The sequence below is a fragment of the Microtetraspora sp. AC03309 genome (assembly GCF_020826795.1).
Taxonomy (GTDB): Bacteria; Actinomycetota; Actinomycetes; order Streptosporangiales; family Streptosporangiaceae; genus Microtetraspora; species Microtetraspora glauca.
This window is the reverse complement of record NZ_JADDIL010000042.1, coordinates 1-22,234: the sequence shown is the minus strand read 5'-3', so window position 1 is coordinate 22,234 and position 22,234 is coordinate 1. Positions and strand designations below refer to the sequence as shown.

Here is a 22,234-nt window from a genome sequence, read left to right as displayed (position 1 = left end):
CGGTGCGCCCGCCTTCAGGCGGGGGCCCCTTCAACGGAACGGTGCGCCCGCCTTCGGGTGAGGGGCGATGTCAACGGGGCGTCAGGCCGGTGAGCAGCGTCCGCACCAGCTCGTGGACGAGGATGTCGTCGGGTCCGAGCTCGACGAGGTTCGAGAGGAACGCCCGGTGGAAGCAGGCCCCGAACAGGAGGGCCGCCGCCGCGTCGGGGTCCGCGTCCTGGCTCACCCGGCCGATCCGCTGCTCCTCGCGGATATAGGACGCCAGCAGGGTCACGGGCACGTGCGGGCCGCCGCCGGACGCCGCGAGCATCTGGCGGAAGCCGTTCAGCAGGGACGGATCGCCGAGCATGCCGCCGGCCAGGGAGATCGTCCTGCGGAAGAACTCGATCGCCGACCCGGCCAGCTCCTCCAGGTTGCCCGCGATCGTTCCCTGGCCCACCCGGGCGCCGAGGCGCAGTGTCGCGGGCCGGAGCGCGGGCATGCGTTCCAGGAGGACCGCCAGGAAGATCTCCTCCTTGGTCCTGAAGTGCTTGTAGAGCAACGCCTCGGAGCAGCCGGCCGCGCGCGCGATCTCCTTGGTGGTGGCTCTGACCAGGCCGAGCTCCTGGATGACGTGTTCTGCGGCGCCGACGATGCGGTCGCGGGTGGGAACCACGTGGGGGCCCGGGCCTCTCTCTTTGACAGTGTGGAACGCGCTGCCACCATAATGGTAAGTGAGTGCACACTCACCATCGAACCCGCCATGAGGTGATGGACATGAAGATCACGGTCTTCGGGGGGACCCGCGGCACGGGCGCCCACCTGGTACGGCTCGCGCTCGCGGAGGGTCACGACGTCGAGGTGGTGGCACGGCGGCCCGAGGCGGTCACCGAGCGCCACCCGCGGCTGACCGTACGCCAGGGAGACGTCCTGGAGCCGGAGACCCTCACCGTCGGCGCGGCGGACGCGGTGGTGTTCCTGGCCGGACCCAGCGGGGGCGGCCCCACCCGGGTCTACTCGCTCGGGGGCGGGAACGTCGCTCAGGCCATGGCGCGGCAGGGTGTCCGGCGTCTGGTGGCGGTGACCAACGCGCTCGGCAACCAGCCCGCGGACACGGTGCGGCAGCGGCTGCTCAAGCTGGTGCTGCACAACACGTTTCTCCGGCACGGCCACCGCGACGCCCGGCTGTTCGAGCGGGAATTGCGCGGCCGCGACCTCGACTGGACGGTCGTCCAGCCGCCACGGCTGACCGACGCCCCGGCGACCGGGACGTACCGGACGGCGGTGGAGGACTCGGTCCGGGGAGGCGTGTCCATCTCACGTGAGGACCTGGCCGGGTACGTCCTGCGGGTCATCGCCGCGCCCGAGACCTATCGGAAGGTCATGGGCGTCGCCTACTGAGCGTCAAGGGTGATCCACAAGTCAAGGATCTGTTGCGTTCAGATGTCGCTGAGTTACGCTCCGTAGAAGTTCGGCGTACCCCCGGTCATCCGAAGCACGGAGAAGCACCCATGGGCAGGCACAGGCGTGGCAGGAGCCGACGCAGCGGGACCGGCATCGAGACCGTGGCCGATCTCATCGAGGCCCTGGAACGGTTCGACCCCGAGCTGGAGATCCGGTTCGCGGTCCAGCCCCGGCTGCCGATGAGCTATGCCCTCGGCCCGGTCGCCGAGTACGACGACATCCTGTGGATCGGTGAGGGCGGATCGGATGGGTACGTCCCCGACGACGCCGCCTCCCGGCTCGGCTGGCACCGCTGAACGTCGCCGGGTGAGCCCGCGGCTCAGCTATCGGGCCGCCACACATAGCGGATGTCCGGCTCGTTCTCCTCGTTGTCATGCCCGTCGGTGTACGCGACCGCGACGAAGCCGTGGCGCTCGTAGAACCGCCGTGCCGGGCCGTTGACCTGGAACGTCCACAACTCCAGCCCGTCCGGGCCGCGTTCCTTCGCCAGCGCGACGAACCGGTCGCCGAGGCCCCGGCCGCGCCAGCCCGGGTCGAGATAGAGCTGGCTGAGCAGGCTGTCGGCGAGCACCATCACCCCGATCAGGGAGCCGTCGAGCTCCGCGACCCAGGTCTCGCGCGCGGGCACGACCACATCGCGGAAATGGGCCCGGACCTCGTCGTCGGTGTGCGCCCGGCGCACCGTCGGCAGGGCCGCGGTGTACGAGCGCAGCCACACGTCGGCCGCCGCGAACGCGTCGGAGGCGGTCGCCCGGCGGAGGACGACGTCGTCGAGGGTCACGCACGGAACCTTCTCAGGCGAACGAGGTCCGGCGCATCCGGATTTCCGATGAGACCACGCTCCGGAACATTCACCCGGGAACGCCAGCCGTCAACCGATCTCGCCGAGTACGCGGACGAGCCGGTCGCGGCTGCCCTTGTCGAGTTCCTCGCTGGTCCATTTCTCCTCCAGCGGCACGATCGCGCCGCCGTGGAGCGTCAGCTCGGCCCGCAGCGGGATCTCCTTGCTCACCCTCGCCGAGGTGATCTCCTCGTAGGGCACGAAGCGGTACCACTCGGCGAGCTTCGCCGCCGGTGTCGATCCGACGAGCTCCCGCATCCTCTGCCTGCCCTGGTCCGACGTGCCGGGACCCGCGACGAGGACGAGTCCCGTGCTCAGCACGACCAGGTCGTACTCCGTGCCCTCCACCTTGACGTTGGCCAGGCCGCCGAGGACCTGCGATCCGAACGTGGTCGGCGCCCGCTCGGCCGGCGCGGCCCGCTGGGCGTCGATGCCGAGCCGGTCCAGCTCCGCCCAGACCTTGTCGAGGCCGCCGGGGGAGACGGCGGTCCTGGCGATCTCCTCCAGGGCGACCGGGGTCCCGTCCATGCCGACGAACTCGGCGGATCCGCTCCACGAGTGGCGCCATCCCGCGACGCCGGACCGGAGCGCGGCCAGCCGCAACACGGTCTCCAGCGGCTCGGCGAACAGCGTGCCGACCTCCCGTCGCGTGGCCGTGGGGAAGAACGGCTGGGCGATCTCGGTGAGCCGGTCCGAGGCGATCAGGTCGAGTACGTCGGCCAGCCCGACCTCGGGACGGCCGGTGGTCCGCGCGACGGTGCGGAAGACCGCGTCGGCCTCGCGCTGGACCATGGCGCCGAGCGTCGCCGCGGTGAACTGCGGCCACGGGAGCACGGTGCGCTCGCCGGTCGCGACCACCTCTCCCTGCAGCGCCCGCCCGGCCTCGGTCAGATCGGGGACCAGTACGGCGGCGGGCCGTTCGTCGGGCCTTGTCGACGTGCGGGGCAGGGCGCGGATGGCGGAGATCCGCTCGTTCAGCGGGGGGTGCGTGTCCCATAGTGAGCCGCTCTCCTCGGGCGTGCTCCCGCGCAGTTCGTCCAGCTCACCCCTGCGGGCGGCGACGAGCGCGCCGAACCCGGCGAACAGGTCGTCGGGTGCGAAGCCCGACTCCCAGCCGAGCTCGACGTACCGGTCCAGGAAGAAACTCCACGCCGCGTCCAGGACGCGGATCTCGTGTAGCGCGCTCGCGGCGGCGTCCACCCCCGCGACGCCGGCGGAGACCCGGTCCGCCTCGAACTCCTGCCGCCGGGACACCGCGTTGTCGGCCAGCAGGTAGAGTCGGGCGTACCCCTTGAAGATCCATCCGGCCGGGTTGTACGGACCGATCTGGCGCAGCGTGTGCGCGATCACGAGCCGTCCCCGGTAGGCCGGCGCGGACAGCCGCGTGTGCTTCCCGGAGTAGTGGCCGAGCTCGTGCGCGAGCACGGCGCGCACCTGAGCGACCGTCATCGTGTGCAGCAGCGGCAGGCCGAGGCAGAGGCGGCGCCGTCCGCCGACCAGGCCGAGCAGCCGCGACTCCTCCTGCACGGCCGCGTTGACCTCGGGGATCAGCCAGATCTCGTCCGGCGCCCGGGTGCCCGCCTCGGCCGCCAGCTCGCGTACGGTCGTCCACAGGACGGGCGCGTTTCCCGGAGTGAGCAGGAGACCGGCGGGCGCCTCGGGGCGCGAGCGGATCGCCTTCCACGTTCCCCGGCCGACGGCCAGGACGGCACCGGCGAAGCACGACCAGACCAGCTTCACCGCGATGGCGCCGGCGATGACCGTGGACAGCCAGAAGGCGAGCGCGACGGCGGCCGCCAGTTGGGCGGCCGCCACCGCGAAGAAGCCGGCGAGCATGGCGAGGGAGAGCCCGGCGCGCATCGTGTTGACCACGGTGTTCACTCCCGGTCGGGGAATTGGATCACTTATGTACCATGCAGCACCATGCCTTTTCCGGTCTTCTCGGGAAGAACGCGCAAACCGGTCATCGACGCCGGAGGCGTTCGATCACCTCAGGGATGATCGGTGAGTCCGTGGTGTCTAGACCCGGGCCCACCAGGAGGCGGCGACGAGTTCGGCGACCAGGGTCTCGGTGAGCAGGGCGATGTCGGGGTCGTCGTCGTGCCGGTAGCGCAGCGACCCGGCCTGGCCGTCCAGCTCGCCGCCCACCGTGAGGACGGTCGAGCTGCGCTGGCGGATCCACTCCATGGCCTGCTCGTCGTACCGCGAGCCGGGGAACACCAGCGCCCGGTAGTCGTAGGTCTTGGTGAGATAGACGTCGACGTGCGCCCAGTCGCCGGTCTCGCAGGCGTCCGCCTGGCGGCGCGGCCCTTCGCGGAACATCAGCGCCGACTGCTCCGCCGACGAGAGCCGCTCGGCGGGGGCGACGGTGTAGACGCCGTGCGGCCCGTCGAGCAGGTCCGAGACCCCCTTCAGCCACTCGCCCCGCCGGTCGAGCAGGTCCGCGGTGGCCTCCGCCGTACGGCGGACGAGCGCGGGAACGTCGCCGCCGCCCGTGAGCCGGGAGTTCAGAGTGAGCAGCAGGGCGAGGGTGTGCTGGAACGTACGGCACGCGACGCCGCCACGCTCCTCACCCGCGAGCATGGGCACGACCAGACCGGCGCCCTCGGTCACCGCGGAGCCCGGCTTGTTGGTCATGGCCACCACGTTCGACGTCTCGGTGTAGCGGGCGAGCGCGTCGAGCGTCTCCCTGCTGCCGCCGGTCGCGGAGATCGCCACCACCAGCGTCCCCGGCCCGGGAACGGTGTGCGCGGCGGAGGCGTACTCGGCCACGGCGTCGACTCCGGCCGCGCGCAGCCGCGATGCGGCGACCCCCGCGGCGTACCGGGAGCTGCCCATACCGAGGAAGACCACCCGGTCGATCCGCTCGGGCAGGCCCTCGAACGGGTCACCGGCCTCCAGCGCCTCCGCCAGCGCGCCCAGCGCCTCCGGCTTGGCCAGCAGGTCGGCCTCGAACAGCCCCGCGTCCACAATCCACCTCTTCTATCTGTGTGCTGCGTGTTTCTTACTTCGTAAAGGCGGGCCCGGCGCCGAACCAGGTCCGGAGTACGCCCATGGGGGCGTAGCGCCAGCGCGGCAGGTGCCGGGCGGCGTAGATCAGTTCCCGGCACTCCTGCTCGATCTCGAACGGCCTGATCAACGACCGGTCGAGCAGGTCAGCGCGCCCCGCGTCCGCGAGACCGGCGGCGTACGCGCCTTCGATCGCGGCCCGTGACGCCGCGACCCACTCCGCGATCCGGTCGGGATCGGCGTTCCTGCGGAGGATCGCCACCTGGCCGACGTGATCGACGCTCGTGGTGAGCTGGGCGAGGTCGCGGGCCGCCGGCTGGAAGGCGCCGCCGCCCGGTGCCGAGCCCGACACCGTCGGGTTCCCGTCGAAGTCGACCACCGCGTAGCCGTCGCGCCATCGAAGGATCTGGCCGACGTGCAGGTCTCCGTGGATGCGGATCAGCGGGGTCGCGCCCGCCGTCGCCAGAGGGGCGAGTTCGTGCCGCAGCGCCTCGGCCCGCGAGGCCAGCCACGCCCCGTCCTCGCCGTCGGTGAGCGCGAGCGCGTCGCGCAGCGCCTCCTCGGCCCGCGCCGCCCATGCCCCCGCGCCACTCGCCGCGCCGCCCGTCGAGCCGCCCGTCGGGTCCTGTTCCGGGTCCTGTTCCGGTACGGCGTGCGCGAGCCGTACCGGATCGGGGAAGACGGGGGACGGAGTCGCCATGGCGAGGTGCAGTTCGGCGGCGAGACCGCCCAGCTCGGCGGCGAAGGCGGTCCGGCCGGCCTCGGCCTCGTCCACGCACCACTCCCAGCCGTCCCTGGCCTCGGGCAGATACGCGGTGATCAGCGCGACCAGCGCGTCCTCCCAGTAGACGGCGGCGTACGGCGTGGCCGTGCGGGAGAAGCCGGACAGGTGCGCCAGCAGGTCAGGCGCCGGATGCGGCGCGCGGGAGGGGCGGGGGAACCATTTGACGACCACACTCTCGCCCGCGATCACCGAATGGTTGGTCTGGTCGACCGTGATCGCACGCTCGCCGGGAGGCGGCGGGGGCAGCGGGCGGAACGCGCGGACGGAGAAAGGACGCGGCGGCGTGACGCCCTCCGCGAGCGCCCGGACGACGGCTCCGGTGACGCCCTCTCCGACGGCCAACGTGAGAGAACCGTCCGGTTTCTCGTGAAGGGTTGGCCAGTGCCGTGTTTCCGCCCGCATCTGTTGAATCTCGATTCAATAAGGCTTGTATCGCCAATGGTCACAATGCAGAAGAAAGTCTTGTCTAAGTTGACTTATCCTGCAACACTCTAAGCTCCCCACCGGAAGGAAGCTCTCGCATGTCATGTCGCGTGCCCGCCTTTACGGCGACGGCACCATGAAGTCCACCGTACGGGCACGGGTGATCGGGCGACTCGTCACCATGGGGCCGGGCTTCGGCTTCCTGATCGTCTTCCTGGCGGTCCCGCTCGCTCTCGTGCTCAGCTACACGGTGTTCCGCCGCGGCAGGTTCGGCGGAATCGTCTACGAGGCGACGGGGGAGAACTTCACCCGGCTGATCGACCCGCTGTACCTCGACGTGGTCTTCGGGTCGGTGAAGCTGGCCGCGATCACGACGCTCCTCGCTCTGCTGCTGGCCTACCCGACCGCGTACATGATCGCCCGGCTGCCCGCCAAGTGGAAGGTCATCGCGCTGGTGGCCGTCGTGCTGCCGTTCTGGACCAACTTCCTGATCCGCACGTACGCCTGGATCGTGCTGCTGAACTCCGAGGGCCTGCTCAACTCCGGACTGGACGCGCTGGGTCTCGGCAAGGTGGAGCTCCTCTACTCGGACGGCGCCATCGTCGCCGGCCTGCTCTACGCGTACCTGCCATTGATGATCCTCCCGCTGTACTCGGCCATCGAGCGGCTGGACCCGCAGCTCCGTGAGGCGTCGGCCAACCTCGGCGCGCGCCCGATCAGGACGTTCTGGTCGGTGACGCTGCCCCTCTCGCTGCCCGGTGTGCTGACCGGGTGCGTCTTCGTCTTCGTGCCGAGCCTGGGCAACTTCGTGATCCCCGAACTGCTCGGCGGCGGTCGCCGGATCATGGTGGGGAACCTGATCCGGGACCAGTTCCTCAAGGCTCGCGACTGGCCGTTCGGCTCGGTGCTGGCCCTGTCCGTGATCGGAGTACTGGTGCTCCTGCTCTTCGCCCAGGCATGGGCCACCCGAAGGGTGGGCCGGGATGCGTAGAAACGCGAAGCGTGGACACGGCTGGCTGCGACTGCCCTTCTGGCTGACGTACGTCTTCCTGTACGTGCCGATCGCGGTCGTTGTGCTCATGTCGTTCAACCAGAGCAAATCGCCGTACGCGTGGGGCGGCTTCTCGCTGCGCTGGTACGGCCAGCTCGCCGGGAACGAGAAGATCCGCGAAGGTCTGATCAACACCCTGATCGTGGCGTTCGGCTCGACGGTGCTCTCCACGGTGCTGGGCACGCTGCTAGCGGTCGGCCTGGCCCGCTACAACAAGTCGCGCCTGGTCGACGCCCTCTCGACGATGCCCGCGATCCTGCCCGACCTGGTCCTCGCGATCGGCCTCCTCGTGTTCTACGCGGCGGTCAAGATGACGCTCGGCCTGCACTCGGTGCTGATCGCGCACACCGTGTTCGGCATGGCCTTCGTGACGGCCGTCGTCCGGGCCCGGCTCAACCACGCCGACACCTCGATGGAGGAGGCGTCCCGCGACCTCGGCGCGACCCCGGTGACGACGTTCATGCGGATCACGCTGCCTACCCTGGCCCCGGGCATCCTGGCGGGCGCCCTGCTGGCCTTCACGCTGTCCATCGACGAGTTCGTGATCGCCTTCTTCACCGCCGCGCCCACAGAACCGACCCTGCCGATCGTCATCTACTCCATGGTGCGGTTCGGCGTCACTCCCGAGATCAACGCGCTGGCCACCCTGCTGCTCGCGGTGAGCTTCACCGTCGTCATCGCGGCCCAGCGCATGACCAAGCTCACCGAGGCACTGTCATGACACTTATCTCCATCGACGGCGTGAGCCGGCGCTTCGGCGACGTCGTCGCGCTCGACTCGGTCAGCCTGGAAATCCGGCAGGGCGAATTCTTCGCGCTGCTCGGCCCTTCTGGCTGCGGAAAGACCACGCTGCTCCGCATCCTCGCCGGGTTCGAGCAGCCGGACGGCGGTGAGGTGCTCCTGGAGGGCGACGACCTGCTCAAGGTGCCCGCGCACCGCCGCCCGGTCAACCTCATGTTCCAGTCGTACGCGCTGTTCCCCCACATGACGGTGGAACGGAACATCGCCTACGGACTGGAGCGCGAGAAACTGGCCAAGAAAGAGATCCGGGAGCGGGTCGCCGAGGTGCTGGAGACCGTCGGGCTCGCCGCGCACGCCCGCCGCAAGCCGCACCAGCTCTCCGGCGGGCAGCGCCAGCGCGTCGCGCTCGCCCGTGCGATCGTCAAGCGTCCGCGCCTGCTCCTGCTGGACGAGCCGCTGTCCGCGCTGGACAAGAAGGTCCGGGCCGAGATGCAGCTCGAGCTCAAGCGGCTGCAGCACGAGGTGGGCATCACCTTCGTCGTCGTCACCCACGACCAGGAGGAGGCCATGTCGCTCGCGGACCGCATCGCGGTCATGCAGGGCGGCAAGGTCGAGCAGGTGGACGCCCCGGTCGAGCTGTACGACCGGCCCCGTACGCCGTTCGTGGCGGGGTTCATCGGCGCCAACAACATCTTCACCGGCAAGGTCACCCAGGAGGGCCTCGACGTCGAGGGGCTGGGCGTGCTGCCCGCTCCCAAGGGCGTCGACGGCGACTCCGCGCTCCTCGTCGTCCGTCCGGAGAAGATCCGGATCACCGAGGTCGCGGCCAAGGCCGACGTCGCCGACGAGGTGGCGGAGAAGGCTCCGGCCGACGCCGAGCCCGAGGTGAAGGAAGCCGACGCGAAGACCGACGCCGAGGCCGTGGCCGAGGAAGAGCCGAAGTCCGAGGCGACGGCTGACACTGAGCCCACAGGTAAGGAAGCGGACGCGGACAAGCCCGAGACCGAGGCTGAGGCCAAGGCCGAGACCGAGACCGAGACCGAGACCGAGACCGAGGCTGAGGCCAAAGAAGAGGCCGAGGAAGAGGCTGCGGACACGGCGGACGCGACCACTGAGGCCGAAGCCGAGGTGAAGCAAGCCGAGGAAGGCGCCGAGCCCAAGGCGGAGTCCGAGGCGGAGTCCGAGGACGCGGAGCCCGAGGTCAGGGAAATCGCGGTTGTGGCCGAGGCGGACGTCGAGGCCAAGGCGAAGGGCAAGGCCAAGAGGAAGTCCAAGGGAAGGTCCAAGGCCAAAGCGGAGCCCGAGGTCAGGGAAATCGCGGTTGTGACCGAGCCGGTCGCCGAGGCAGAGGCGAAGGCTGAGAGCGAGGAAGTGGCGGAGGCCCAAGCGGGAGACGCGGCCGTCGGCGCGGCCGACGCCACTGCGGACGCCGACGCCACTGCGGACGCCGAGGTCGCGGCGGAGGAAAAGACCGCCGACGCCGAGACCGCCCACGCCGAGACCGCCGACGCCGAGACCGCCCACGCCGAGACCGCCGACGCCGAGACCGCCGACGCCGAGACCGCCGACGCTGAGGCTGACACGGGCACGGACACGGACACGGACACGGAGGCTGTGAGCGCCGCCGACGTCGAGACTGAGGTCGTGGCCAAGGAAGGTACTGCCGTCGAGGCCGGCGCCGACCGGGGCGACGATCTCAGGACCGCCGTCAAGACCGCCATGACGGGCGAGGTCAGCGCCGAGGCGATGGCCGAGGTCGTCTCCAGGGCCGTGGCCGGCGTTGTTGCCAAGGTGGTGGCGGAGGTCGTCGCCGAGGTCGTGGCCGTCAACGAGGCCAAGGCGAAGGCCGAGGCCGTGGCGAAGGAGCGGAGCGAGGCCGCGACGGAGATCGCGGCCGAAGCCGAAGTCAAGGCGGAGGCCGAAGTCAAGGCGGAGGCCGAGGTCGAAGCCGCGCCCACGTCCGAGACCGTTCCCGAGACCGAGCCCACGTCCGAGACCGAGACCGTTCCCGAGACCGAGCCCACGTCCGAGACCGAGACCGTTCCCGAGACCGAGTTGGAGACCGAGCAAGACTCCGAGCCCGAGGTCGGCCCGCTCCGCGGCAAGGTCGTGGATGTGAGCTTCTACGGCGGCACCTCGCACATCGTGCTGAGTGTCGAGGGCCATGAAGGTCACGTGCTGGCGGCGGCTCAGGGATCGGCGCGGGTCGAGCCCGGGACCGAGGTCGCGATCGGCTGGGACGCCGCCGACGCCGTGCTCATTTCGGCCTGAGCTCGTGTCCGGTCGCGAGGCGGGCATAGTCGAGGATGAGCTCCGCGGCTTTGTCCGGGCCGATCGAGTGATGCCGGGCGATGATGCGATAGCCGTACGCGTCCTCAAGGGCGACGAGCGTACGGCTGATCGTCTCGGAGTCGTGGGCCAGGGTGAAGACGCCCTGGGCCGCCCCGGTCTCGAGGATCGTCTGGTACATCGACACCTGCCGGTCGAACAGCGTCGTCAGCAGCGTGCCGTACACGCGGTTGCGGCCGGCGGCGCCGCCGAGCTCGCACAGCAGGCGCACGCCGGCGTCCTCGGGCCCCTCGGGAAGGCCGGACCTGATCGTCGTGATGAGCTTCAGCGCGGGGTCGGCGATGCCGCTGATCTTCTTGACCCGCTGCTCGTAGAAGCGCTCCATCCCGGCGTGATGGGCCTCGATCAGCAGATCCCGCAGGTCGGGATAGTGGTACAGCACGGCGCCGGAGGTCAGCCCGGCCTCTTCGGCTATCTGGTTGAGGTGGACACCCTCCGCGCCGTGTTGGATCATCGCCCGGCGGGCGGCATCGATGAGGTCCATCCGCCGGTCGGCTCTGCTCTTGCGCTGGGCCATTCCATCCCATCCGGTTTGAACGCTACGACAACAACTGGCGTACCCATAATGTCCCAGCTATTGACGTCGCGCTAGATACCTATTTGAATCACGGTTCAACAAGTCAGGGAGTCCGGAGATGACAGACAAGCAGCTGACGATCCTGTTCATGCCCGAGAGCGCGTACGGGCCGACGAACAACTGCGTCGGGATCGGCGATGTCCTGCGCAAGCGCGGCCACCGCGTGGTCTTCGCGGCTGAGGCGTCATGGAAGGGCAAGCTGGAGGCGCTCGGCTTCGAGGAGGACCTGGTCGACCTCGCGCCGCCGGCCGAGGAGGAGCAGGACGCGGGCCAGTTCTGGAAGGACTTCATCCGCGACACCGCGCCGGAGTACCGCAAGAGCACCCTGGAGCAGCAGGAGACGGTCACCAAGCCGATCTGGGACGCCCTGATCGACGGTGCGAAGTACTGCGAGCCGCAGCTCAAGGCGATCATCGAGCGCGTCCAGCCGGACGTGATCGTCGAGGACAACGTCATCACCTTCCCCGCGCTGCTGACGGCCGGCAAGCCGTTCGTGCGCATCGTCTCCTGCAACCCCCTTGAGGTGAAGGGGGCGGACATCGCCCCGGCCTTCTCCGGTCTGCCCGCCGACGACAGGAGCGAGTGGGACGCCTTCCGTGCCGAGTACGACCGGACCCACCGCGAGATCTACACCGCGTTCAATGAGTGGGTCGTCGAGCAGGGCGCCCCGCCGCTGCCCGACCTGGACTTCATCCACGAGGGTGACGCGAACCTGTACGTCTTCCCGGAGATCGTGGACTATACCGATGAGCGTCCCCTCGGGCCCACCTGGACCCGGCTCGACTCGTCCGTACGCGAGACCGACGTGGAGTTCACGTTCCCCGAGGTCGAGGGCGACGGCCCGTGGGTCTACTTCTCGCTCGGCTCGCTGGGCTCCGCCGACGTCGAGCTCATGCGCCGGGTGATCTCGGTGCTGGCCACGACGCCGTACCGCTTCATCGTCTCCAAGGGCCCGCTGCACGAGGAGATCGAGCTGGCCCCGAACATGTGGGGCGCCGAGTTCGTCCCGCAGACCACGATCATCCCGCAGGTCGACCTGGTCATCACTCACGGCGGCAACAACACCACCACTGAGGCGCTGCACTTCGGCAAGCCGATGATCCTGCTCCCGCTCTTCTGGGACCAGTACGACAACGCCCAGCGTGTGCACGAGAAGGGCTACGGCGTCCGTCTCGACACCTACGGGTTCACCGACGAGGAGCTGGCCGGCGCCCTGGAGCGGCTGCTCGGCGACACCGAGCTGCGCGAGCGGCTGGCCGCCCACGGTGCCGAGATCCGCCGCAGGGACGGCCTCCGCGTCGCCGCCGACGTGATCGAGAAGATCGCCGCCAAGTGAAAGCACTGAAGGACGCCGTTCCCCGGGTCTTCTGGACCGACAGGCCCGGGGCGCCGGCGTATCATCCGCTCGACGGCCGTACCACCGCCGACCTGCTCATCGTCGGCGGTGGTTTCACCGGACTGTGGGCCGCCGTGCTCGCGAAGCAGGAGAACCCGGCCTGTGACGTCGTCCTGGTCGACGCGCACTCCATCGCGTACGGCGGGAGCGGTCGCAACGGCGGCTTCATCTCCGACTCCCTCACGCACGGACTGGGCCAGGGCCTGAAGCTGTGGCCCGGCGAGATGGGCACGCTTCTCGCGCTCGGCAGGGAGAACCTCGCGGCCATCGCCGCGTTCGTCGAGACCCACGGCATCGACGCCGATCTGCGCCTGGTGGGCAAGACGACGGTCGCGGTCGCCGCGCACCACGTCGCCGAGCTCAAGGACGCGGAGCGGCTGCACCGCGAGCACGGCGAGGACGCCGTCTACCTCGGCCGCGACGAGATGCGCGCGGACGTGGACTCGCCGACGTATCTCGGAGGGCTGCGCCTGCGCGGCACCGGCGGCATCCTGGACCCGGCCAAGCTGGCCTGGGGCCTGGTCCGCGTCGCCGAGAAGCTCGGTGTCCGGGTCTACGAGAACACCGCGGTCTCCGGGATGGAACGTTCCGGAGCCGCCGTCCGCGTCATCACCGGCCCCGCTGGGAGCGGTACGGCGTCCGCCGGCGGAAGCGGTGTGATCGAGGCGTCGCAGGTGCTGCTGGCCACCAACGCCTACCCGCCGCCGTTGCGCAGGCTGAGCAACTTCGTGTTGCCGGTCTGGGACTACGTGCTGATCACCGAGCCGTTGTCGGAGTCGCAGCGCGCCTCTCTGCGCTGGGCGGAGGGACAGGGCCTCACCGACGCGGGCAACCAGTTCCACTACTACCGGCTGACGGCCGACGGCCGCATTCTGTGGGGCGGCTACGACGCCATCTACAACTTCCGCGGCACGGGCTCGGAGCAGCGCGACGCCTCGCACGAGCTGCTCGCGCGGCACTTCTTCGAAACGTTCCCGCAGCTCGACGGTGTGCGGTTCAGTCACAGGTGGGGCGGGGCGATCGACTCGACCAGCCGGTTCACCCCGTTCTTCGGCACCGCCATGGGAGGCCGGGTCGCGTACGCCCTCGGCTACACCGGGCTCGGTGTCGGCGCGTCCCGGTTCGGGGCGTTGATCGGTCTCGACCTGCTGGCCCGCCGCTCCACCACGCGGACCGGACTGAAGATGGTGCGCCGCCCGCCGGTGCCGTTCCCGCCGGAGCCGCTGCGCTGGCCGGTCGTCGAGGTGACCCGGCGGGCGTTGGCCCGGGCCGACGAGAACGGCGGCCGGCGCGGGCCGTGGCTGCGGTTTCTCGACCGATTCGGCGTCGGTTTCGACAGTTGATATCCACGATGAACGCATAACCCTGGCGATTTGTCCTGTTTGTGGCAAATGGGCGGGGTTCATCGTGACCGATGAAAGAGGATGGCATGGCTACCCTGATCAATCCCGCGAACGGCCGGCCCATCGAGGACGTGCCGGACACGTCACCCGAGGGCGTGGCGGCAGCCGTACGCGCCGCGCGGGAGGCCTTCGAGCAGTGGCGGGAGACCACCCCGGCCGAGCGGGCGCGGGTGCTGCTGCGCTTCGCCGACCTGGTGGAGCAGGACGCCGAGGAGCTCACCCGGCTCGAGGTCGAGGAGACCGGCAAGCCGGCACCCGTGTTCCGTGACGGCGAGTTGCCGTTCGGCGTGGACAACCTGCGGTTCTTCGCGGGCGCCGGCCGCTCTCTCGACGGGACGGGCGCGGGCGTGCTCAGCTCCGGCTACACGTCCGTGCTGATCAGGCGGCCGGTCGGCGTCGTCGGCTCGATCGCGCCGTGGAACTTCCCCTTCATCATGGGGATCTGGAAGATCGGCCCGGCCCTCGCCGCGGGCAACGCGGTCGTCATCAAGCCCGCCCCGCAGACCCCGCGGAGCACGCTCAGGCTGGCCGAGCTGTTCGCCAAGGCGGGAGCTCCCGAGGGCCTGCTGCAGGTGGTGACCGGCGACGCCGAGGTCGGGCAGGCGCTCGTGACCGACCCCGGCGTGGACATGGTCAGCGTCACCGGCTCCACCGCGACCGGCCGGGCCGTCATGCGCGGTGCCGTCGACGGGCTCAAGCGGGTCCACCTGGAACTCGGCGGCAAGGCCCCCGCGCTGGTCTTCGAGGACGCCTCCCTTGAGGACATGGCGTTCGGCGTCGCGATGGGCGCCACGTACAACACCGGGCAGGACTGCACCGCCGCGACCCGCGTCTACATCGAGCGGTCCCGGTACGCCGAGGGCGTCGAGGCGCTGCGCGACGCGCTCTCCCGGGTACGGCCGGGCGACCCGTGGGACGAGGGATCCGACATCGGCCCGCTGATCTCGCAGGCTCACCGCGACCGGGTGCACGGGTTCGTGTCGCGCGCGTCCGGCCGCGTGGTCTGCGGTGGCGCCCCGCTGGACGGCCCCGGCTTCTACTACGCGCCCACGCTGATCGCGGACGCCGACCAGTCGAGCGAGATCGTCCAGGGTGAGATCTTCGGGCCCGTGCTGGTCGCGGTGCCGTTCGACGGCGAGGACGAGGCGGTCCGGCTCGCCAACGACACGCCGTACGGCCTGGCCTCCTCGGTGTGGTCGACCGACGTGTCCCGGGCGCTGCGCGTGTCGCACCGCCTGGACGTGGGCGTCACCTGGATCAACGACCACCTTCCGATCGCGTCCGAGGCGCCGCACGGCGGCGTGAAGGGCAGCGGCTTCGGCAAGGACATGAGCCAGGAGGCCGTGCAGGAGTACTCCGTCACGCGGCACCTGATGATCAAGCACGCCGCCCCCCAGCCGAAGGACTCCTTCCGCCCCGCCTGACACCGTATGCGGGAGGGCTCGGCACGCTCTCCGGGCGATGTCCCGGAGAGCGTGCCAGCCCAGCGGTCGTCCGGGTCGCCCCGTGTACCAGAGGAGCGGGGACGACCATGGGGTGGCACCCGACGATCCGCCCGTGGGCTCCTGCCCCGCCGGACGGAAGCCGAGCCGCTTGGGCCCGTGCTCACAGCACCGTTACTCGACGCTGCCCGCGACGGCGGGCTTCCGCGCATACCGCCCTCCACCGCGAACCGACCGTGGCCCGCCCCTGCCGCCCGGCCGTTCAGCCGCCGGATCCCGCAGCGGAACACGTCGACCGAACCTCGCGGATCGAAGCCGCCGCCCATGGCGAAGCTCACACGCTCGCCGGTGTCGAAGATGAGCCGCCAGGCGGGATCGGAGTTCGCGTGCGCCGTCAACGATGCCGGACTCCTGATGAGATCGACTATCGATGGGATGCGCTCGGCCTGGCCTGTACTGGCCGCCCGGCGGTTGTGGACGGACATCCTGCTCGGTCGTGTCTGATGACGACGGAACCCGAGGCTCCGTGAGAACCGGCCGCTACGTTTTGTCGCGGGGGCGACGAAGCCGGCGTCACGCTCGTCGATCATCAAGATCGTACTGTGCGGAAGAAGCTCCGCCGGTGTCAGTGTGCGGCCGGCGACCGCCGTACGTGCTCGGGGGCGGCCATGAACTCGGCCTCCAGGTCGCTGACGATCCGCTGGATGAGCGACCGCAGGCGCGCTCGCCTCTGGGTCAGTTCGTCCGCGAACGCCCGCGCCTGCGGTCCCACCCAGACGGCCTTCCCGGTGAAGGTCGCATGTGGCGGGTCGAGTGCCGCCTCCAGTTGCCTGGCATGCATTCGCACCTTCTCCAGCGCTCGCAACAACTCCTGTTTGCGGGGGTTCGGCACCATGTCATCAAGGTTCGCTGTCAAACACCTCACCTTTCCTCTCCGGAATGGCGTGTGCAGTCTCCCAGCCCATATGAGATCGTGCGCTCAGGCGGCCAGACTCGGAGGATATTTCATGTCCCGTTCTCGTCACAGCTCTCCCGCACGGCTCGTCGGAGCGGTCTCGCTGCTCGCCCTTCTGGCGGTGGCCTGCGGTGAACGGGAGCCCACGGTGGCCGAAGCCGCCGCCAGCCTGCAAACCCATGTCTTGCGACTTCTCAAGGAACGCGGTGCGCTGAATGTCCAGGTAACGGATTCGGGCGGGAAGGACATCCCCTGTGGAGAGGGTAAAGCCAAACGCACCTTCGCCGCCACCGGAGAAGATGCTGACCCGAAAATGGAGCCAGGCTCCGCGAACGACGCACTGGTCGGCGCGTTGGGCCGCACTGCCGATTACAACTACCATTTCGCCGATCCGATGGCGAAGCCGTTCCGCTTGGTGAACGAGGCGACCAGGACCGTTCTGGTCCTGGATTCAGCGACAGGACGATATGTCGTCAGGGGGGAAACCTATTGCCTCAATCTGTCGTAAGTACCCCCTCGTATGCCAGGGCAGTCTCGTAGCCGCGTTGCCTGCGACCTTCGAAACCGTCGGCGTGAACCCCTGAAAGATTTCCCAGGGCTGTTTCGTTCGAGCCGCCCGATCCATTGTCGATGAACCATTGGGTCAGCGCCTCCCTGCCTTTTTCGCCATGCTTGTTGATCTCTTCGAACGAGAGGAGATGTCCGTTCTTGTCTGTGATGAGATTTCCCTTGCCGTGGGAGGTTTGAGCGGGAGAGACCTTCGGTGCGAATCCCTGCCCCATGAGGAGCCGAGCGACGCTGTGTTTGCGCCCCAGTGTTTCCAGCGAGCTGAGCTTCTGCAGTTCTTCCGTTTCGTTCTCTGGGGCGTGCATCCAGGTGTAATACGCGGAAACTCCCGTGGAGAGCCCGGTCCAGATGAGCGAGTATGCGGTGAATGGAGGGACCAGCCCCGCGATGCCCATGCCGGTGCCGATCAGGAAACTCTCGGCGTCGTGGGCGTCCTTGGCCGCCTTGTCACTCGGGGCGAGCACCCGTACGGCGGCGGCCAGCTCGAATCCCCGGGCGTTCCCGAGCATTCTGAACAGGAAGCGCATAGCGGAGATGTCCCCGGCCTTCGCGAGTTGGGAGACCCGGGGGAGGAGCCGTTGGGTGAGTTCGCCCATGCCGGCGTCAAAGGGGGCGCGCGATTCGGCCTGTGCCGCGAAGGTGGTCAGGAACCGGAACGTGTCTTTGGGGCTCAGCCGGAACGCCCCCCGCAATCCCGGAACGAGAACAGGCTCGAACACGCCAGGAGAGGGCAACTGACCGCTTTCCATGGTCGCGTCCACCGCCTCGATGTCCGCGCCCAAGGTGATCTCGGGTGTGTACGAGCCGGCGAGTTCCCCGAGGTGGACACGGGTCGCGTCATGGAGCCGGAGGTCGTCGACGGTGGTCATCACCGTATAGGCGAAGAAAACGGCCTCCCGGCTGTGACGGCCCTGCCTCTCGTCGTAGGTGCCCGACACGGCGGCGAGCAGACGCCCGAAGGCGTCGGCCGTCGTCCCGTCCTGCCGTGCCCGTTCGGCGAGCTTTGTCAGGAATTCCGATAGCTTGTCGCTCTCGTCGCGCTCTGAGAACCCGCGCAGCAGCTCCTTCTCCCAGGAGGAGCGCGGGCCGAGACGTGCCGCCCTGCCGACGGCCAACCGCGCGGAGGCGGGGTTGGCCGCGAGCAGGTTCAGGAACGTCGAGAGGTTCCCGTTGGCGGCCGCGCTGCCGAGACGCTCCGTGAGCACAGTCGCGGCGATCCCGGTCAACCACTCGGTCGGGTACGGTCCCGGCTTCAGCAGGTCGACGACTCCGTCCAGCTCCTGTCCCGTGCTGTCGCGCAGCTTCTTCGCGATCGCGGCGAACCCGGGGACCTTCGCCCCGCCTCTGAGGGCGGTGGCGAACGCCGTACGGGCGACATCGACGGACTCGTCGGAGAGGCGGCGGCGCAGGGTAGCGGCGAGCCGTCGTGTGCCGTCGGCGCCGAGAGCGGTGAAGAAGGCCGCGGTGAAGTTCGCGTCGTACTGGTGCTCGCGGAGGGTCCCGATGACGGCGTTCATCCTGTCGGTGGGTGACTGACCGCTGAGCAGCAATTCGTCGGGATCGATCGCCATGAAACGTTCGGCCAGGTCGGTGCCCTGGCGTCGCGCGTCTCCGGGGGCGAGTAACGGCTTCTCCTGGTACGGCCGCAAGCCCGCGCTGGGCAGCCACGGCAGGGTGACGTCGATGGTCTCCACCCGCTGGCGGAGGCGGGGGATCTGTTCCTCGGCCCAGCCGCCGATCTCCCTGACCGGCGCGAGGTCGGTGGCGGACAGATCGACCGCGGCCAGTTCTCTGCGGATGCCCTCAGCGTGTTCGGCGATCACCTGACCGGTCCGCTCCAGATCGCGGATGAAGCCATTCATCAGCGACGGGTCGATCCCGGCGAACCCCGAGGCAAGCGGTCCGGTCCCCGAAGGCGGGCGTGAGGCGTCATCCATGCCGCCATCATGGGCGAAGAGGCGTCGGGATTCGAGAGCTTCCGACCGACGCGGGACACCGGGGCGACGGATCGAACCGGCCTGGCTGATCGCGTCCGGGGATCAAGGCAGTCAGGACCGGTGTGGGGCGAGTTCGTCGAGGGCGCGTGCCAGGCCGAGCCGTTCGCCGTCGCGGTACTCCCTCTGAAATCGCTCCTCGCCCAGGGTCTGCCGGATCATGCGGAGGTTGCGGTCGCGGCTGGCCATCAGGTGCGTGAATCCCCACATCTGGGGGGCGCCGGCGTGCTGCCAGGCCATGTGCGCCGCGCCGAGCAACAGCGCGGCCACGCTCGGCTGCTCGAGCTTGGCCAGGGCCCAGGCGAGAGTCTCGCTCACCGTCGCCGCGCCGAGCCTGTCGCCGAGCCGCCGCTTGAGGTCGAGACTGCGCCACAACAGACTGACCGCCTCGTCGGTCCGCCCGATCTCGGTGCACTCGATGGCCAGGGTCCACAGTATGTAGGAGCGATGCCAGATCTCCCCGCGGCTCTCGGACAGTTCCAGTGCGCGGTGGAGGTAGTCGAACGCCTCCTCCCCCGCTCCCCGCGCCGACGCGGAGAGGCCGAGTTGGGCAAGCGCCTGCTGATCGGTGAGCATGCTCGCGCGCTGGTCGCCAGCCCGTAGCGCGGCTCGCGAATGGCTTTCCGCCTGAGCGAAGTCGCCGACGAACAGCGCGCACAGGCCGCGTAGCTGGTGGACCGCGGCGCGGATCGCGGCCCACCCCTCGCCGTCGCCGTGGCTGACCGGTTCGATGCGGTCGAGCGCTCGTCGGGCCTCTTCCCGGTCGCCGTGCAGGTGAAAGAGGAACGCCGCGCACCACTGCGCCCGGCACCAGCTTTGGGCCAGGCCATCGCCGGGCGGTTCGGGGTACCGGCCGAGGACCCGGCGCATCCAGTGCGCGCCCTCGCCGACCTTGCCGCTTGCGATCCAATGCAGCCAGAGCGCGTATCCCCCATCGAGGAGGCCGGCGGTGGCGGGCGGCCCGTCGTCGGTCAGCGCGTAGCTGAGTGCTTGCCGGAGGTTGTCGTCTTCCTCCCCGAGCCGAATCAGCCACTTCCCCTGGTCGATCGTGGCGTACGCGGCCTCGGCCCGCCCGGCCAGGCTTGTGTACCAGTCGCGGTGACGACGCGTCGCGTCGGCTTCCGCTCCGGACGCGGTCAGTCGTTCCCGCCCGTACAGCCGTACGGTCGCCAGCATGTGCAGCCGGGTCCGGCCCTCGGTGTCGGCCCGCGTGAGCAGCGACTTGTCCACCAGTCCGGCGATGGCCTCGAACACGTCGTGCGTCGCCTCGTCGCCGCACACCGCCTCGGCGTCGGGAAGCGCGATGTTTCCGGCGAAAACCGAGAGTCGTTCCCACACCTTCCGTTCGTCCGGCGAGCATAGTTCGTAGCTCCAGTCGAACACGGCGCGCAGCGTACGGTGGCGCGGATGGGCCGCGCGTTCGGCGCCCGCAGCGCCGTGCAGATGGATGCGCCGGCCGAGCCGGTCGAGTAGGTCGTCGAGGGAGAGCGTCCGCAGCAGGCGGACGGTGAGTTCCAGCGCCAGCGGAAGCCCGTCCAGCAGGCGGCATGCCTGCACCACTGCGTCCTGGTTTCGCGCCGTCAGCCGGAATCCCGGCAGTACAGCCTGGGCACGGTCGAGGAAGAGGTCGACCGCCGCCGACGTTCCACCGTCCTGGTTCAGCAGCGGGAGGGGGCCGACGGGCAGTACGTGCTCCCCGTCTACGTGCAACGGCTGGCGGCTGGTGGTGAGCACGCGCAGGTTCGGCATCGCCCGCAGCAGTGTGGAGGCCAGGGCGGCGGTGACATCGAGGAGATGCTCGCAATTGTCCAGAATGAGCAGCACCCGACGAGTGCCGAGCGCCCTGGCGACCGCCTCCAGCGGTTTCTCGTGGGCGTTGAGTTGCACGCCGATGACGGAGGCGACGGCACGGTCGACCATTGACGGGTCGGTGAGCTCGGCCAGTTCGATCAGCCACACCCGGCCGGGGAACCGATCGGCGACCTTCTCCACAAGGCGCAACGCGAGCCGTGTCTTGCCGACCCCGCCGACGCCGGTCAGCGTGACCAGACGGGAGGTCCGCAGCAGTCGTGCCCCCTCCGCCAGTTCCCGCTCCCGGCCCACGAAGCTGGTGAGAGCGGCAGGCAGGGGGGTGGGTAGCGCGGCAGGCGGGTCCGCCACGCCGCTTCCCCGTGTCGCCGGATGGCCGGCGTCGGGCGGGTCACGCCCGTCGACCGGATGGACGCCGGACAGTATGGAGCCATACCGGCCCTCACCGGCGTCCCGAGGCTTTCCGCCGACCTCGGCCGCCCCGGTGTCCCCGTCAAGCGCGGTCCGTGACGACGCGTAGTGCTCGCCGGCCTTGGACCGCCAGCCACGCTCGGAGCTTTCCAGTCTCCCGCGGAGCCCGTCGATCCGTTCGCCGATCGCGACCAGGTTCCCGGCCTGCTGGTACGGCAGGGCGAGCGCGGCGGCGGCCTCTGCCAGCGCGGCGGCACCGGGCAGCCGGTTGCGCCGGGAGAGTTGGGCCGCCCCTGACAGCCAGCGGGAGACGAGTGGGGCGTCCGCGTGCGACAGCCTGGCCACCAGATGTTTCTGCGGACGGCCGCCCAGCGCGCGCCGAAGCTCCGCGGCGGCCTCGTCAAGGGCTGCGGCGAGCTCGTCTACCAGCAGCTCGAACGGGTGCATCCGCGTGAGATCCCCTTCCGCAACTGTCCAATTTTGGAAGACCCGCAGGTCGATGCCGGTGCAATGTGCGCCCCAAGATTGCACCTGGCGACGAATCTACTCAGCGCCCGCGCCGTGAGCCAGTGTTGGGGTTCCGCTCCCCACAAGGAGGATCCCGTGCGTGTTCTGATCATCGCGTTCACGCTGCTCGCCGCCCTGCTCTGGCCGTCCACGGCCGCGACGGCGGCGGGTTCTTCCTTGCCCACCTGCGCGGGGGTCCGCGTCGCCCGGGTGCCGGTGTACGCGAAGGAGTTCAAGGGCGCGGCCGCGTACATCCACGTCTTCCACGACGCGGGGCGCGGGAAGGTCTGCGCGTTCCTCAATTCCTCGGCTTCAACGTGGGGGAAGCCCAAGGACATGACGATCCAGCTCAAGCAGTGTTCCCGCCCGAGTTCCGGGTACGGCGGATGCCCCGGACAGCTCCAGTCGAAGGTGGTGCGGGGCTGGTATTCCGGCCGTACCGGCACGGTCACATTGGACATCGGCCGTGGCTGCGCACTGGCCTGGGGCCGTGTCTCGTGGGGGCCGCACTACGGCCTCATGGCCACGAAGA

19 protein-coding genes are annotated in these 22,234 nt (G+C 69.7%); 10 read left to right on the top strand and 9 right to left on the bottom strand.

The genetic code is table 11. The annotated features are described in order from the left end of the window. Positions 1-70 precede the first annotated feature (70 nt). The gene (locus IMZ11_RS24045) at positions 71-655 is read right to left on the bottom strand and encodes a TetR/AcrR family transcriptional regulator (RefSeq protein ID WP_228644608.1); all 585 of its coding nucleotides are present in this window, start codon (positions 653-655) and stop codon (positions 71-73) included. Positions 656-756: 101 nt separating this feature from the next. On the opposite strand from IMZ11_RS24045, the gene IMZ11_RS24040 reads away from it, so the two are divergent. Both IMZ11_RS24040 and IMZ11_RS24035 read left to right on the top strand, forming a co-directional pair. Continuing rightward, positions 757-1,380, top strand: a complete 624-nt coding sequence (locus tag IMZ11_RS24040) for an NAD(P)-dependent oxidoreductase (RefSeq protein WP_228644607.1) — start codon at positions 757-759, stop codon at positions 1,378-1,380. 110 nt (positions 1,381-1,490) lie between these two features. After that, positions 1,491-1,739 (top strand): hypothetical protein, encoded by a 249-nt coding sequence (locus tag IMZ11_RS24035; protein ID WP_061257694.1) that lies wholly within the window; start codon positions 1,491-1,493, stop codon positions 1,737-1,739. A 23-nt stretch (positions 1,740-1,762) separates the two neighbouring features. On the opposite strand, the gene IMZ11_RS24030 is transcribed toward IMZ11_RS24035, so the two are convergent. From IMZ11_RS24030 to IMZ11_RS24015, 4 genes are all read right to left on the bottom strand, one after another. Then, complete coding sequence (locus tag IMZ11_RS24030; protein ID WP_228644606.1) at positions 1,763-2,224, bottom strand: GNAT family N-acetyltransferase; 462 nt, start codon at positions 2,222-2,224, stop codon at positions 1,763-1,765. Between the two features lie 90 nt (positions 2,225-2,314). Then, positions 2,315-4,156, bottom strand: coding sequence for a M48 family metallopeptidase (locus tag IMZ11_RS24025; RefSeq protein ID WP_228644605.1), 1,842 nt, complete (start codon positions 4,154-4,156; stop codon positions 2,315-2,317). A 147-nt stretch (positions 4,157-4,303) separates the two neighbouring features. Next, complete coding sequence (locus IMZ11_RS24020; RefSeq protein ID WP_228644604.1) at positions 4,304-5,254, bottom strand: SIS domain-containing protein; 951 nt, start codon at positions 5,252-5,254, stop codon at positions 4,304-4,306. Between the two features lie 34 nt (positions 5,255-5,288). Further along, on the bottom strand, positions 5,289-6,419 hold the full coding sequence (locus IMZ11_RS24015) for a hypothetical protein (protein ID WP_228644603.1): 1,131 nt from the start codon (positions 6,417-6,419) through the stop codon (positions 5,289-5,291). Between the two features lie 184 nt (positions 6,420-6,603). Between IMZ11_RS24015 and IMZ11_RS24010 the strand changes: the two genes are divergently transcribed. Genes IMZ11_RS24010 through potA form a run of 3 tightly spaced genes read left to right on the top strand, consistent with a single transcriptional unit; the run spans position 6,604 to position 10,563 of the window. Continuing rightward, a complete protein-coding gene (locus IMZ11_RS24010) occupies positions 6,604-7,491 on the top strand; it encodes an ABC transporter permease (RefSeq protein WP_228644602.1) in 888 nt (295 codons plus the stop codon). Then, positions 7,484-8,272, top strand: a complete 789-nt coding sequence (locus IMZ11_RS24005) for an ABC transporter permease (RefSeq protein ID WP_061257690.1) — start codon at positions 7,484-7,486, stop codon at positions 8,270-8,272. The genes IMZ11_RS24010 and IMZ11_RS24005 overlap by 8 nt, the downstream gene beginning before the upstream one ends. Beyond that, the gene (potA, locus tag IMZ11_RS24000; protein WP_228644601.1) at positions 8,269-10,563 is read left to right on the top strand and encodes a polyamine ABC transporter ATP-binding protein; all 2,295 of its coding nucleotides are present in this window, start codon (positions 8,269-8,271) and stop codon (positions 10,561-10,563) included. The genes IMZ11_RS24005 and potA overlap by 4 nt, the downstream gene beginning before the upstream one ends. Here potA and IMZ11_RS23995 read toward each other — a convergent pair. Further along, positions 10,550-11,158 (bottom strand): TetR/AcrR family transcriptional regulator, encoded by a 609-nt coding sequence (locus IMZ11_RS23995; RefSeq protein ID WP_228644600.1) that lies wholly within the window; start codon positions 11,156-11,158, stop codon positions 10,550-10,552. The genes potA and IMZ11_RS23995 overlap by 14 nt on opposite strands. 118 nt (positions 11,159-11,276) lie before the next feature. Here IMZ11_RS23995 and IMZ11_RS23990 point away from each other — a divergent pair, with 118 nt between their 5' ends. The 3 genes from IMZ11_RS23990 to IMZ11_RS23980 all read left to right on the top strand — a co-directional run bounded on the left by IMZ11_RS23990 (position 11,277) and on the right by IMZ11_RS23980 (position 15,441). Beyond that, positions 11,277-12,554 carry a glycosyltransferase gene (locus tag IMZ11_RS23990; RefSeq protein ID WP_228644599.1) on the top strand — a complete coding sequence of 426 codons (1,278 nt, stop codon included), beginning with the start codon at positions 11,277-11,279 and terminating at the stop codon, positions 12,552-12,554. Further along, positions 12,551-13,957, top strand: a complete 1,407-nt coding sequence (locus tag IMZ11_RS23985; RefSeq protein ID WP_228644598.1) for an FAD-binding oxidoreductase — start codon at positions 12,551-12,553, stop codon at positions 13,955-13,957. The genes IMZ11_RS23990 and IMZ11_RS23985 overlap by 4 nt, the downstream gene beginning before the upstream one ends. An 86-nt stretch (positions 13,958-14,043) precedes the next feature. Beyond that, a complete protein-coding gene (locus tag IMZ11_RS23980) occupies positions 14,044-15,441 on the top strand; it encodes an aminobutyraldehyde dehydrogenase (protein ID WP_228644597.1) in 1,398 nt (465 codons plus the stop codon). Between the two features lie 643 nt (positions 15,442-16,084). Here IMZ11_RS23980 and IMZ11_RS23975 read toward each other — a convergent pair. Then, positions 16,085-16,375 carry a hypothetical protein gene (locus tag IMZ11_RS23975; protein WP_228644596.1) on the bottom strand — a complete coding sequence of 97 codons (291 nt, stop codon included), beginning with the start codon at positions 16,373-16,375 and terminating at the stop codon, positions 16,085-16,087. A gap of 91 nt (positions 16,376-16,466) precedes the next feature. Here IMZ11_RS23975 and IMZ11_RS23970 point away from each other — a divergent pair, with 91 nt between their 5' ends. After that, positions 16,467-16,922, top strand: a complete 456-nt coding sequence (locus IMZ11_RS23970) for a hypothetical protein (protein ID WP_228644595.1) — start codon at positions 16,467-16,469, stop codon at positions 16,920-16,922. Here the strand turns inward: IMZ11_RS23970 and IMZ11_RS23965 are convergent. Further along, positions 16,909-18,918 carry a hypothetical protein gene (locus tag IMZ11_RS23965; RefSeq protein ID WP_228644594.1) on the bottom strand — a complete coding sequence of 670 codons (2,010 nt, stop codon included), beginning with the start codon at positions 18,916-18,918 and terminating at the stop codon, positions 16,909-16,911. The genes IMZ11_RS23970 and IMZ11_RS23965 overlap by 14 nt on opposite strands. 111 nt (positions 18,919-19,029) lie before the next feature. Beyond that, entirely contained in the window at positions 19,030-21,642 is a 2,613-nt protein-coding gene (locus tag IMZ11_RS23960) for an AAA family ATPase (protein WP_228644593.1), read from the bottom strand. A 156-nt stretch (positions 21,643-21,798) separates the two neighbouring features. On the opposite strand from IMZ11_RS23960, the gene IMZ11_RS23955 reads away from it, so the two are divergent. Further along, positions 21,799-22,234, top strand: a 436-nt coding sequence (locus IMZ11_RS23955; RefSeq protein WP_228644592.1) for a hypothetical protein, incomplete at its 3' end; no start/stop codon positions are given.